The following is an 11,959-nucleotide window of genomic DNA, read 5'->3' on the forward strand; positions in this document are numbered from 1 at the left end:
AAAACTGCGTAACTCTTTGTTTACCAAGGAGTTTTCCGTTTCGACTGCGCCGGAAGTGGGGCGAATTATAGACATCCAGAATCTGCCGTCAAGCACTGTTTGCAGCTTTACTCGGATTTCAGCGTAATACGCGCAAATGACTTCTTACCGGCCTGGCAAACGTGCGTCGCGCCCAGTACGTATATAAAGGTGCGATCAACCACCTCACCATCTATACGTACACCGCCAGCATTTAACAGGTCACGCGCCACCGCCGAATTCTTCACCAGGCCTGCTTTATTAAGAACAGCCGCAATCGGCATATCTTCAGCAGCCGTCAATTCGATCTCAGGCAGATCATCCGGCAGCTCACCCTCCTTCATACGATTGCCTGCCCCACGGTGAGCGTTGGCCGCAGCCTCCTCGCCATGGAAACGCGCAACAATCTCTTCAGCCAGCCTGATCTTGATGTCACGCGGGTTCGCACCAGCCTCGACATCGGCACGGAATGCATTGATCTCTTCCATGGAGCGGAAGCTGAGCAATTCGAAGTAACGCCACATCAGCGCATCCGGAATGGAAACCAGCTTGCTGTACATGACACCCGGCGCTTCCTGGATACCGACGTAATTGCCCAGGGACTTGGACATCTTCTTCACGCCATCCAGGCCTTCGAGCAACGGCATGGTCAGAATGCACTGCGGCTCTTGACCGTACCCTCGCTGAAGCTCGCGTCCCATCAACAGGTTGAACTTCTGATCGGTACCGCCCAACTCGACATCTGCACGCAGCGCGACCGAGTCATAACCCTGAACCAGCGGATAGAGGAACTCATGAATGGCGATGGGCTGATTGGTGGTATAGCGCTTGTCGAAATCGTCGCGCTCGAGCATGCGCGCAACCGTGTACTGCGAAGTCAGGCGAATGAAGTCGGCCGGCCCCATCTGGTCCATCCAGGTGGAGTTGAACGCAACCTCGGTTTTAGCCGGATCAAGAATCTTGAAGACCTGGGTCTTGTAGGTCTCGGCATTCTCGAGGACCTGCTCACGAGTAAGCGGCGGACGAGTCGCACTCTTCCCGCTCGGATCACCAATCATTCCGGTGAAGTCACCGATAAGGAAGATCACCTGATGCCCCAGTTCCTGGAACTGACGCAGCTTATTAATAAGCACGGTGTGACCCAGGTGCAAATCCGGCGCAGTCGGATCGAAGCCAGCCTTAATACGTAGCGGTTGGCCACGTTTGAGCTTCTCGATCAGCTCGGACTCGACCAACAGTTCTTCCGCACCACGTTTAATCAGCGCTAGCTGCTCTTCAACCGACTTCATAACAGACCCGCAAGGCTCGAATTCAAAGGGGACCAACCATACAAGATCACGCGTCAAATACAAAGTTTGGCCGGCGCAATGACGCCAATCCGCCGGCAGAGTGTCCGCGGACTTGCTTCAGAGATGATTTGGTTATATTTTATACAGTTATTTCATCTTCATCATGTCATTCATCTTTTCCAATTCATCTTTTTTCAAAGTCAAAAAATCACTTATGACCAAAGAATCGTCTAAAGCGCCACCGCTTTACCCGAAGACCCACCTGCTCGCAGCAAGTGGCATCGCCGCTCTGCTGAGCTTGGCGCTTCTGGTATTCCCTTCCAGCGATGTTGAAGCCAAAAAGACCACCCTGAGTCTTGAACTGGAAAGCCCTGCTGATCAACTGTCACAAGAACAAGACGCTGCTGAGGCCGCTCAAGCCACAAATGAACCAGTGGCCTCCCCTTTCGCGCAGATCGAAAACGCCGCCGAAGAACCGCAGGAAACCGCTGAAGTCGCGCCTGTGGTCGAAGAAAAGAAAGCTCCAAACCACAGGGAAGTGATCGTCTCCAAAGGCGATACGCTCTCCACCCTGTTTGAGAAAGTTGGACTCCCGGCCGCTTCGGTGCATGAAATCCTCGCCAGCGACAAGCAAGCCAAGCAGTTCAGCCAGCTTAAACATGGGCAGAAGCTCGAATTCGAACTGAACCCTGAAGGCCAGCTGACCAACTTGCACAGCAAGATCAGCGACGTCGAAAGCATTACCCTGACCAAGAATGACAAGGGTTATACGTTCAACCGCATCACTGCCAAGCCCACCGTACGTTCCGCCTACGTTCATGGCGTCATCAACAGCTCGTTGTCGCAATCCGCCGCTCGCGCCGGACTGTCCCACAGCCTGACCATGGATATGGCCAGCGTGTTTGGCTACGACGTCGACTTCGCCCAGGATATTCGCCAGGGTGACGAGTTCGATGTTATCTACGAGCAAAAAGTCGTCAACGGCAAGCCTGTCGGCAACGGCCCGATCCTTTCCGCACGTTTCACCAACCGCGGCAAGACCTACACCGCCGTGCGTTACATCAACAAGCAAGGCAACAGCAGCTACTACACGGCCGACGGCAACAGCATGCGCAAAGCGTTCATCCGTACCCCGGTTGATTTCGCCCGCATCAGTTCGAAATTCTCCATGGGCCGCAAGCACCCGATCCTGAACAAAATTCGCGCCCACAAAGGCGTTGACTATGCAGCACCACGGGGCACGCCAATCAAGGCTGCCGGCGACGGTAAAGTATTGTTGGCCGGTCGCCGCGGCGGCTATGGCAACACCGTGATCATCCAGCACGGCGCCACCTACACCACGCTGTATGGCCACATGCAAGGCTTCGCCAAAGGCGTTAAGACTGGAGGCACGGTTAAACAGGGCCAGGTCATCGGCTTCATCGGCACCACCGGGCTCTCCACCGGCCCGCACTTGCACTATGAGTTCCAGGTCAACGGCGTTCACGTCGATCCACTGGGCCAGAAGTTGCCAATGGCCGATCCGATCGCCAAGGCTGAACGCTCGCGCTTCCTCGCGCAGAGCCAGCCGCTGATGGCGCGCATGGATCAAGAGAAGGCCACCCTGCTGGCTTCGAGCAAGCGCTAAGCCATGACGCTCTATATTGGTGTGATGTCCGGAACCAGTCTCGATGGCCTGGACATCGCGCTGGTTGAGCTCTCCCCGGCGATCAAACTGATCGCCACGCACTACATTCCCATGCCGGTGTCCCTGCGCACCGAGCTGCTTGGCTTGTGCGCCAGCGGCCCGGACGAGATTGCCCGCTCTGCCATCGCCCAACAACACTGGGTAAAACTGGCAGCCAAGGGTATCCACTCCCTGCTTGATCAAAAAAACCTGAAACCCGAAGACATTCGCGCAATTGGCAGCCACGGCCAGACCATTCGCCACGAACCGGCGCGCGGCTTTACCGTGCAGATCGGCAACCCTGCCCTGCTGACCGAACTGACCGGTATCACCGTGGTCAGTGACTTCCGCAGCCGCGATGTGGCCGCAGGCGGGCAAGGTGCTCCGCTGGTTCCGGCCTTCCACGAAGCCTTGTTTGATGAACGCGCAGGTCATCGCGCGGTGTTGAATGTGGGTGGATTCAGCAACCTCAGCCTGATTGAACCCGGTCAACCCGTTGCAGGTTTCGACTGCGGCCCGGGCAACGTTTTGCTGGATGCCTGGATTCATCAGCAGCGCGGCGAAAACTTCGATCGCGACGGCCAATGGGCTGCCAGCGGCAACGTCGAACCGGATTTGCTCAATCAATTGCTCAGCGATCCCTTCTTCGTGACCAAAGGCCCAAAAAGTACCGGCCGTGAAGTGTTCAACCTGCCTTGGTTGACGCAACATCTGTCGAAACTGCCGACCTACGCCGCCGAAGACGTGCAAGCCACCCTGCTCGAGCTCACCGCGCTGACCATCGTTGAGTCACTGCAACACGCCCAGCCGAACACTCAAGAACTGCTGGTCTGCGGCGGCGGTGCGCACAACGCCACGCTGATGGAGCGCTTGGCCGGCTTGCTGCCGAATACGAAAGTCAGCAGCACCGCCACTCACGGTGTAGACCCCGACTGGGTTGAAGCCATGGCTTTCGCCTGGCTGGCCCATTGCTGCCTCGAAGGCATCGCCGCCAACCGCCCAAGCGTCACCGGCGCCCGCGGCCAGCGCGTACTCGGTGCGATCTACCCCGCATAAACCCCAGACAGCAAAACGCCGCATAACCCGTAAGGTCCTGCGGCGTTTTACAGTGTGCTGAAGGTGCGATCAGATCGAGAATGAAGAACCGCAGCCACAGGTAGTGCTGGCGTTCGGGTTCTTGATCACGAAACGCGAACCTTCCAGACCTTCCTGATAATCCACCTCGGCGCCTGCCAGGTACTGGAAGCTCATCGGGTCCACGACCAGGCTCACGCCCTCGCGCTCGACGATGGTGTCGTCATCGGCCACTTCTTCATCGAAGGTGAAGCCGTACTGAAAACCTGAACAACCGCCGCCCGTAACGAATACGCGCAACTTCAAGCGATCATTCCCCTCTTCATCGACCAGGCTCTTCACCTTGTGCGCGGCACCGTGGGTGAATTGCAAAGCCGTGGGGGTGAAGGATTCGACGCTCATGCTGACTATCTCCCGGCGTTACGCCGCCATAATGCGTGATGACGCGCATTATCCGCTTCTCCTAGAAAATCGGTCAACTATTGTTACGGTATATCAATCAAGCAAACTGTCCGACCAGAATGCAAAAAGGCCCATTCAATGGGCCTTTTTGCTCTCCGCGATTGCGCCTTACGGCAGCATGCCGGCGTGGGACAAGCCGAAGCGCTCGTCCAGGCCGAACAGAATGTTCATGTTCTGCACCGCCTGACCCGACGCGCCTTTGACCAGGTTGTCGATCACAGACAGCACGACGACCAGGTCGCCATCTTGCGGACGATGCACGGCAATACGGCACACATTGGCCCCGCGCACGCTGCGGGTTTCCGGGTGGCTGCCGGCTGGCATTACATCGACGAACGGTTCATTGGCGTAGCGCTTTTCAAACAACGCTTGCAGATCGACCGAGCGATCCACAACGGTTGCGTAAAGCGTCGAGTGAATGCCGCGAATCATTGGCGTCAGGTGCGGAACGAAGGTCAGGCCGACGTCCTTGCCTGCTGCGCGACGCAGCCCTTGGCGGATTTCCGGCAAGTGACGGTGACCTTTCACCGAATAAGCCTTCATGCTTTCCGAGGTTTCGGAGTACAGCGATCCTACAGAGGCGCCACGACCCGCTCCGCTGACACCGGATTTGCAGTCAGCGATCAAGCGCGTGGTATCCGCCAGGCCCGCTTCGAGCAGTGGCAGGAAACCCAATTGCGTAGCGGTCGGGTAGCAACCTGGCACCGCGATCAGGCGAGCCTCCTTGATCTGTTCACGATTGACTTCCGGCAAACCGTAAACCGCCTCTTCCAGCAGTTCCGGAGCGCCGTGCGGCTGGCCGTACCACTTGGCCCACTCAACAGAGTCCTGCAGACGAAAGTCCGCTGACAGGTCGATGACCTTGGTCCCGGCTGCCAGCAGTTCGCCCGCCAACGCATGGGCAACGCCGTGTGGTGTGGCAAAAAACACTACGTCACAAGCACCCAATGTCTTGATGTCCGGAACGCTGAACGCCAGGCCGTCGTAATGGCCTCGCAGGTTCGGGTACATGTCGGCCACGGCCAGGCCAGCCTCGGATCGGGAAGTGATCACTACCACTTCAGCTTGCGGATGCTGTGCCAACAGACGCAGCAGTTCGACACCGGTGTAACCCGTGCCGCCGACGATACCGACCTTGACCATAAACCTGCCCTCAACGAACCCACTGGAAAGCCGTCGATAATAGGGTGCGTATCGCCCTGCGACAACCGGCAAGGTGACGTGCGGCCGCTCAAGCCTCTACTATCCGGGCTACCGTGAACCTGGGAATAACTAAAAATGCTCTATTTGTGGCTCAAAGCGTTTCATATCGTCAGCATGGTCTGCTGGTTTGCCGGCCTGTTCTACCTGCCGCGCCTGTTCGTTTATCACGCACAAAGTGAAGACTCGGTCAGCAAGGAACGCTTCAGCGTCATGGAGCGAAAGTTGTACCGAGGCATCATGGGCCCCGCGATGATAGCGACCCTGATCTTCGGCATTGCGCTGATCGCCCTCAATCCGAGCATCTTCAGTCAAGGCGCATGGATTCACGCCAAACTGACCCTGGTGGTGATCCTGATCGGCTACCACCACATGTGCGGTGCGCAGGTGAAGCGCTTTGCCCGTGGCGAAAACACCCGCAGCCATGTCTTTTATCGCTGGTTCAATGAAGTCCCGGTTCTGATATTGCTGGCTATCGTCATTCTGGTCGTCGTTCGGCCGTTCTAACTTCAATACGCACCACTTACCGGGGTACTTCCAATGTCGCTGCCCGCACTGCTCGAACAATATTTGCGTCTGCCGGTCGTGGCCGCGCCGATGTTCCTGATTTCCAACCCGCAACTGGTGCTCGCCTGCTGCCGCAATGGCGTGGTGGGCAGCTTCCCCGCGCTCAACCAGCGCGAGAGCAGCGGGTTCAAGGCCTGGCTGGAAGAGATCGAGGCAGGCCTGGCGACACTGGAGAACCCGGCCCCTTACGCGGTCAACCTGATCGTCCACAACAGCAACCCACGACTGCAAGCAGACCTGGCAATCTGCATCGAGCACAAAGTGCCGATTGTGATTACCAGCCTCGGCGCGGTGAAAGAAGTGGTCGACGCCGTGCACAGCTACGGTGGCCTGGTGTTCCACGACGTGACAACTCGCCGCCACGCGGAAAAAGCCGCGGAGGCCGGTGTGGATGGGTTGATCGCCGTGGCTGCGGGCGCCGGCGGCCACGCTGGCACCTGGAGTCCGTTCTCGCTAATTGCAGAAATTCGTCAGTTCTTCGACAAGACCCTGCTTCTGGCTGGCTGCCTGAACCATGGCCACGAGATTCTCGCAGCACAATTGCTCGGTGCGGATTTGGCCTACTTCGGTACACGATTTATCGGCACCACTGAAAGTCATGCGCCTGACGCATACAAAGAGATGTTGCTGACTTCCAGGGCGGCGGACATCGTCCATACTCCTGCGGTGTCCGGCATACCGGCGAGTTTCATGCGCCAAAGCCTGGAAGCCGCCGGTTTCGATATGGCGGCCTTGCAAAACAAGGGTGAGGTCAACTTCGGTTCCAAACTGAAACCGGTCAGCGACGAAGCCAAAGCCTGGAAAACCGTGTGGTCTGCGGGTCAGGGTGTTGGGGAAATCGATGATTTGCCGAGTGTCGATCAATTGGTCGCACGTCTGGACGCGGAATACCGAAAGGCACTGGATCTGGCGGCACAGCTGCCAAAACGCTGGCCGCGCTGAGAGGAAAATTTTGGCCAGCACAACCTGGCTGGCCTTACACTCTGTCGCTGTAACACTTTCTAACTTAAACACTCGCGACAAGGATGCCTCGCAATGAGCGAAAACCGTTTCAAGATCGTATTCGACGGCGCTCTGCTGCCTGGCGTCGACCTCACGACCGCCAAGCACAATCTCGCCGCGCTGTTCAAAAGCGAAGTCGCTGCGGTTGAACGGCTGTTCACCGGCAAGACCGTCACGCTCAAGCAGGATCTGTCGCACGCCGACGCACAAATCTACCTGCAGGCGCTGACGAAAACCGGCATCAATGCACGGATCGAAAGTGAATCGTCTATCGAGCTGAACCTGGCCGACGTGCACGAGCACGCTCCCGCCAGGCCCCAGCCTGTCTTCGCCGAACCATCCTCCCCCTACGCTCCGCCTCAGGCCAGCGTCGGCGAAAGCCTGCCAGCGTTCGCCACACTTAAGCCGTTCAGTGTCGAAGGTCGCATCGGGCGCTTGCGTTATCTGGCGTGGACGATGGCCCTGACCCTTGTCTTGCTCGGCGTCGGTTCGGTTCTGGCCATCCTGGCATTTGCCATCATCAGTGCCGATTCAACGGCAGGCTTGATCATCGGCGGCCTGGTCGCGTTCATTCTGTTCATCGCGATCGCGGTCGTCAGTATCCAGTTCAGTGTTCAACGCTTGCACGACATCGGCTGGTCCGGCTGGCTATGGCTGTTGAACCTCGTCCCGTTCGTAGGCAGTTTCTTCCCGCTGGTGATTATGGTCGTCCCTGGCACCAACATCGCCAATCGCTACGGCCCGCCACCTCCGCCCAATACCACTGCGGTCAAAGTGCTTTCTTCGTTGTGGGTTGTGTTTATCGCCATCGTCATCGTGGGAGCTCTGGCCGGCGGTTACAGTGCAATTCAGGAAGAGTATGAAAGCACCACGACAAGCAGCTACGACAGCGGTTCGGTGACAACTGAAGACGTTGAAGTCGAACCGGTCGAAGCAGCCGAACCCGCACCGGATTCTGCAGACGATGAAGCCGAAGAAGCCCCGGCACCTGTAGACTCTGCGAAAGAATAAACAGCGCTCCCCGCCCGTGACACCTGCGTCGCGGCGCGGAGCTGTTGCGATGGAGAACTGCATGACCCGTTACGCTCTGATCACTGGCGCTTCCAGCGGCATCGGCCTGGCGATGGCCGAAGCGCTGGCCCGCCGTGGCCGCAGCCTGATTCTGGTGGCCCGTCAGCGTGATCAGCTGGAAAGTATTGCGATTGAACTGACTCAACGTTTTGGCGTGGAAGTGCTGTTCCGTGCCTGCGACCTTGGCGAGCCGCTACGCCTGTCGGGCTTTCTGCTGGAGTTGGAGGAAGGTGACCGGCAGATTGATCTACTGGTCAACTGCGCCGGCATGGGCACCTGTGGTCCGTTTCTCGCTCAAGACTGGATGACCGAGCAGGACCTGATCGAAGTGAACATCCTGGCGCTCACCCGCCTCTGCCACGCCATCGGAAACTCCATGGCCTTGCAGGGTGGCGGGCAGATCCTCAATGTCGCCTCGGTCGCCGCGTTCCTTCCCGGCCCGTGGATGAGTACCTACTACGCGAGCAAGGCGTACGTGCTGCATTTTTCCGAGGGCTTGCGCGTCGAACTGAAGAAATGCGCGGTCAAGGTCTCGGTGCTGTGCCCCGGCCCGACGCGCACCGGTTTCTTCCGTACCGCACAATTGGACACTGGCAAACTGACCAACAGCAAAATGCTCATGAGTCCTGAAGAAGTGGCGCTCTATACCGTACGCGCCCTGGAGAAAAATCGCGCAATCATCATCCCCGGCCGACGCAACCGCTGGCGCGCCTTCCTGCCACGGCTCGGCTCGCGCTGGCTGAATCGGACAATCGCCGGCATGGTCAACAAGGTTTACTGCCCACGCTGAATGGTCCTTCGGTAAAACCATGGGTACACTCAGGCCAGCCAAAACAACGGAGAAAACAGCTGTGGATACTCTGTTCACCAAGATCATCAACCGGGAAATCCCGGCCAAGATCATTTACGAGGACGACCAGGTACTGGCCTTCCACGATATCGCCCCACAGGCACCGGTGCATTTTCTGGTGATCCCGAAAAAGCCTGTGCGCACCCTTAACGACCTCACCGAGGACGACAAAGCGCTGGCCGGGCATATTCTGTTCACCGCGCAGCGTCTGGCGCTGGAACTGGGTTGCGAAAAAGGTTTTCGCGTTGTCATGAACTGCAATGAAGAAGGTGGGCAGACTGTCTATCACATTCATATGCACGTGCTGGGTCAGCGCCAGATGCACTGGCCGCCGGGCTGATTGCCGGTTGTTCCGGGGGAGTGGCCAGCCACTCCCGCATGACCCAGCTCAAACCTTCCCCGGCCGATTGGGTTAAACTGGCCGCCGAGATTTTTCCCGGAGGTCAGCATGACTACCCAACGTCACTACTCGCCGATTGACCGTCTTCTGCTGCAAGCCGATGCCGCCATGCGCACCCTGCTGCCCTCCAGTGGCCAGCCTTACCGCCCGTCGCCGGCCATCGTCCAGCCCGATGCAAAATTGAGCGATGAGGACACCCGGCACGTTGCCGGGCTGATGCGCATCAACCATACCGGTGAAGTCTGCGCCCAGGCGTTGTATCAGGGGCAAGCCCTGACCGCCAAGCTCCCGCATGTACGCGCCGCCATGGAACATGCTGCCGAAGAAGAAATCGACCATCTGGTCTGGTGCGAGCAACGCATTCATCAGTTGGGCAGCCATACCAGCATTCTTAACCCGCTGTTCTACGGCATGTCCTTCGGGATTGGTGCAGTGGCCGGGTTGATCAGCGACAAAGTCAGCCTCGGTTTTGTTGCGGCTACTGAACATCAAGTGTGCAAGCACTTGAATGAACACCTGGAGCAATTGCCGGCGGAGGACGAAAAGTCCCGGGCGATTCTTGAGCAGATGCGTATTGATGAAGAACATCACGCTGAAAGTGCGCTGGATGCGGGCGGGTTCCGCTTTCCGGCACCGGTGAAGTTCGGGATGAGTTTGTTGGCCAAGGTGATGACCAAGAGTACTTATCGGATCTGACCGTAGGAGCATGGCTTGCCCGCGATGGCGATCTCTCGCGGGCAAGCCATGCTCCTGCAAAGGTTGCGACACAGACATAAAAAAGGCGACTGCCGTGACGGAGTCGCCTTTTTTGTGTTCGAAAAATCTTACGCCATGTTGCGTGCGTAGAAGATTTCGAGCATTTCGTGCTTCACACGCTCAGTCACCTGGGCACGTTGCTCAGAGGACAGGCTGCTGGTGGCATCGCCGAACAGGTAGTTATCCAGTTCGAAGTTCTTCAGCAGCATTTTGGTGTGGAACAGGTTTTCCTGGTACACGTTCACGTCGGTCATCTGGTACGCGTCGCGAGTGTCGTCGGACAGGTAGTTCTGGATCGAATTGATCTCGTGGTCGATGAAGTGCTTTTTGCCTTCAACGTCACGGGTGAAGCCGCGCACACGATAATCCACGGTCACGATGTCCGAATCGAACTGGTGAATCAGGAAGTTGAGTGCTTTCAACGGTGAGATGACACCACAGGTCGACACGTCAATGTCCACACGGAAAGTCGCAATACCGTCCACCGGATGGATTTCCGGGTAGGTGTGCACCGTGATGTGGCTCTTGTCGAGGTGGGCCAGGATAATTTCAGGCAGCGGGCCCGGGGACTCTTCGATCTGGCTGTCGGTCGGGGTTACCGGCTCTTCAGAGATCAGAATCGTGACGCTGGCGCCCTGTGGTTCGTAGTCCTGACTGGCAATGTTCAGGATGTTGGCACCAATGATATCGACAACTTCCGTGAGGATCTGCGTCAGGCGTTTCGCGTTGTACTCTTTATTGATGTACTCAACGTAAGCCTGTTGGTCTTGCGGGGTTTCCGCGTAGCAGATGTCATAGATGTTGAAGCTCAAGGTCTTTGTCAGGTTATTGAACCCGTGGAGCTTGAGTTTGCTTTTCACCGTTAAAAACTCTCTATGTATTGCGGCCCGGCCGCGTGATCAAGCATGCCCGTCAAATGCGAACAACGCACCTGCGTAGGACGGTTAACACCTCTTCGCGATGGCGATTTTGGTTGTCAGTTCGGGGGCGCGGCCTGTCGGTTGACGGACCACTACCCTGAAAAAAGTGGCGCATTATGCAGACGTCAGCTTGGGTTCGCCAGAGTCTGCACCGCTTTTATGATAGTTGAATGTCGGCTCAACCGAGTTCGATGATCTCGTAGTCGTGAGTAATCGCCACGCCAGCGGCGCCCAACATGATCGAGGCCGAGCAATACTTCTCCGCCGACAGTTCGATGGCGCGCTTGACCTGGGCTTCTTTCAGCCCGCGGCCCTTGACCACGAAGTGCATGTGAATCTTGGTGAAGACCTTCGGGTCCTCGCTCGCACGCTCGGCTTCAAGGAAGGCTTCGCAGCTTTCAACGGCCTGACGGGACTTCTTGAGGATGCTGACCACGTCGAAATTGCTGCAACCGCCGACACCCAGCAGGAGCATTTCCATCGGCCGGACACCCAGGTTGCGACCGCCGGCATCGGGCGGACCGTCCATGACCACGACATGACCGCTGCCGGATTCACCGAGGAACATGGCTTCGCCAGCCCATTGGATGCGTGCCTTCATCGCCAAGACTCCACTGTCTAAAAAAGGGACGCCAGCTTAGCACAGGGCCCCGGAATGACAGCGTTTCACCTTCCTAGGGCACA

The 11,959-nt window shown here is 57.6% G+C and carries 13 protein-coding genes; 8 read left to right on the plus strand and 5 right to left on the minus strand.

Going from position 1 to position 11,959, the window contains the following annotated elements:
- Positions 1–107: 107 nt before the first annotated feature.
- The gene (tyrS, locus tag J2X66_RS04535) at positions 108–1,307 is read right to left on the minus strand and encodes a tyrosine--tRNA ligase (protein ID WP_310261466.1); all 1,200 of its coding nucleotides are present in this window, start codon (positions 1,305–1,307) and stop codon (positions 108–110) included.
- Between the two features lie 214 nt (positions 1,308–1,521).
- Here tyrS and J2X66_RS04540 point away from each other — a divergent pair, with 214 nt between their 5' ends.
- Both J2X66_RS04540 and J2X66_RS04545 read left to right on the plus strand, forming a co-directional pair.
- A complete protein-coding gene (locus tag J2X66_RS04540; protein ID WP_310261470.1) occupies positions 1,522–2,934 on the plus strand; it encodes a peptidoglycan DD-metalloendopeptidase family protein in 1,413 nt (470 codons plus the stop codon).
- Between the two features lie 3 nt (positions 2,935–2,937).
- The gene (locus J2X66_RS04545; protein WP_310261474.1) at positions 2,938–4,029 is read left to right on the plus strand and encodes an anhydro-N-acetylmuramic acid kinase; all 1,092 of its coding nucleotides are present in this window, start codon (positions 2,938–2,940) and stop codon (positions 4,027–4,029) included.
- A gap of 69 nt (positions 4,030–4,098) precedes the next feature.
- On the opposite strand, the gene erpA is transcribed toward J2X66_RS04545, so the two are convergent.
- Both erpA and argC read right to left on the minus strand, forming a co-directional pair.
- Entirely contained in the window at positions 4,099–4,449 is a 351-nt protein-coding gene (erpA, locus tag J2X66_RS04550; protein ID WP_007947969.1) for an iron-sulfur cluster insertion protein ErpA, read from the minus strand.
- A gap of 168 nt (positions 4,450–4,617) precedes the next feature.
- Complete coding sequence (argC, locus tag J2X66_RS04555) at positions 4,618–5,652, minus strand: N-acetyl-gamma-glutamyl-phosphate reductase (protein ID WP_027926758.1); 1,035 nt, start codon at positions 5,650–5,652, stop codon at positions 4,618–4,620.
- Positions 5,653–5,787: 135 nt separating this feature from the next.
- Between argC and hemJ the strand changes: the two genes are divergently transcribed.
- The 6 genes from hemJ to coq7 all read left to right on the plus strand — a co-directional run bounded on the left by hemJ (position 5,788) and on the right by coq7 (position 10,295).
- Positions 5,788–6,216 (plus strand): protoporphyrinogen oxidase HemJ, encoded by a 429-nt coding sequence (hemJ, locus tag J2X66_RS04560; protein ID WP_310261478.1) that lies wholly within the window; start codon positions 5,788–5,790, stop codon positions 6,214–6,216.
- A gap of 33 nt (positions 6,217–6,249) precedes the next feature.
- On the plus strand, positions 6,250–7,218 hold the full coding sequence (locus J2X66_RS04565) for a nitronate monooxygenase family protein (RefSeq protein ID WP_310261482.1): 969 nt from the start codon (positions 6,250–6,252) through the stop codon (positions 7,216–7,218).
- A gap of 93 nt (positions 7,219–7,311) precedes the next feature.
- Entirely contained in the window at positions 7,312–8,289 is a 978-nt protein-coding gene (locus J2X66_RS04570) for a DUF805 domain-containing protein (protein WP_310261485.1), read from the plus strand.
- A gap of 61 nt (positions 8,290–8,350) precedes the next feature.
- On the plus strand, positions 8,351–9,139 hold the full coding sequence (locus J2X66_RS04575) for an SDR family oxidoreductase (RefSeq protein ID WP_027926754.1): 789 nt from the start codon (positions 8,351–8,353) through the stop codon (positions 9,137–9,139).
- Positions 9,140–9,200: 61 nt separating this feature from the next.
- Positions 9,201–9,539, plus strand: a complete 339-nt coding sequence (locus J2X66_RS04580; RefSeq protein WP_008027110.1) for a histidine triad nucleotide-binding protein — start codon at positions 9,201–9,203, stop codon at positions 9,537–9,539.
- A 108-nt stretch (positions 9,540–9,647) separates the two neighbouring features.
- Positions 9,648–10,295, plus strand: coding sequence for a 2-polyprenyl-3-methyl-6-methoxy-1,4-benzoquinone monooxygenase (gene coq7 / locus J2X66_RS04585; RefSeq protein ID WP_310261489.1), 648 nt, complete (start codon positions 9,648–9,650; stop codon positions 10,293–10,295).
- Between the two features lie 128 nt (positions 10,296–10,423).
- Here the strand turns inward: coq7 and speD are convergent, their stop codons facing one another.
- Positions 10,424–11,215 (minus strand): adenosylmethionine decarboxylase, encoded by a 792-nt coding sequence (speD, locus tag J2X66_RS04590; protein ID WP_123433112.1) that lies wholly within the window; start codon positions 11,213–11,215, stop codon positions 10,424–10,426.
- Positions 11,216–11,453: 238 nt separating this feature from the next.
- Entirely contained in the window at positions 11,454–11,876 is a 423-nt protein-coding gene (locus tag J2X66_RS04595) for an OsmC family protein (RefSeq protein ID WP_092277352.1), read from the minus strand.
- Positions 11,877–11,959: the final 83 nt, after the last annotated feature.

It is taken from the genome of Pseudomonas sp. 3296, assembly GCF_031456615.1.
GTDB classification, from domain to species: domain Bacteria; phylum Pseudomonadota; class Gammaproteobacteria; order Pseudomonadales; family Pseudomonadaceae; genus Aquipseudomonas; species Aquipseudomonas mucoides.

Excerpts from the sequence above, each read along its gene's own strand:
- J2X66_RS04595 (WP_092277352.1), bottom strand. The coding sequence starts at position 11,876 with ATGAAGGCACGCATCCAATGGGCTGGCGAAGCCATGTTCCTCGGTGAA.
- coq7 (WP_310261489.1), top strand. The coding sequence starts at position 9,648 with ATGACTACCCAACGTCACTACTCGCCGATTGACCGTCTTCTGCTGCAA.
- erpA (WP_007947969.1), bottom strand. The coding sequence starts at position 4,449 with ATGAGCGTCGAATCCTTCACCCCCACGGCTTTGCAATTCACCCACGGT.
- J2X66_RS04570 (WP_310261485.1), top strand. The coding sequence starts at position 7,312 with ATGAGCGAAAACCGTTTCAAGATCGTATTCGACGGCGCTCTGCTGCCT.
- J2X66_RS04540 (WP_310261470.1), top strand. The coding sequence starts at position 1,522 with ATGACCAAAGAATCGTCTAAAGCGCCACCGCTTTACCCGAAGACCCAC.
- J2X66_RS04575 (WP_027926754.1), top strand. The coding sequence starts at position 8,351 with ATGACCCGTTACGCTCTGATCACTGGCGCTTCCAGCGGCATCGGCCTG.
- J2X66_RS04545 (WP_310261474.1), top strand. The coding sequence starts at position 2,938 with ATGACGCTCTATATTGGTGTGATGTCCGGAACCAGTCTCGATGGCCTG.
- J2X66_RS04565 (WP_310261482.1), top strand. The coding sequence starts at position 6,250 with ATGTCGCTGCCCGCACTGCTCGAACAATATTTGCGTCTGCCGGTCGTG.
- tyrS (WP_310261466.1), bottom strand. The coding sequence starts at position 1,307 with ATGAAGTCGGTTGAAGAGCAGCTAGCGCTGATTAAACGTGGTGCGGAA.
- hemJ (WP_310261478.1), top strand. The coding sequence starts at position 5,788 with ATGCTCTATTTGTGGCTCAAAGCGTTTCATATCGTCAGCATGGTCTGC.
- argC (WP_027926758.1), bottom strand. The coding sequence starts at position 5,652 with ATGGTCAAGGTCGGTATCGTCGGCGGCACGGGTTACACCGGTGTCGAA.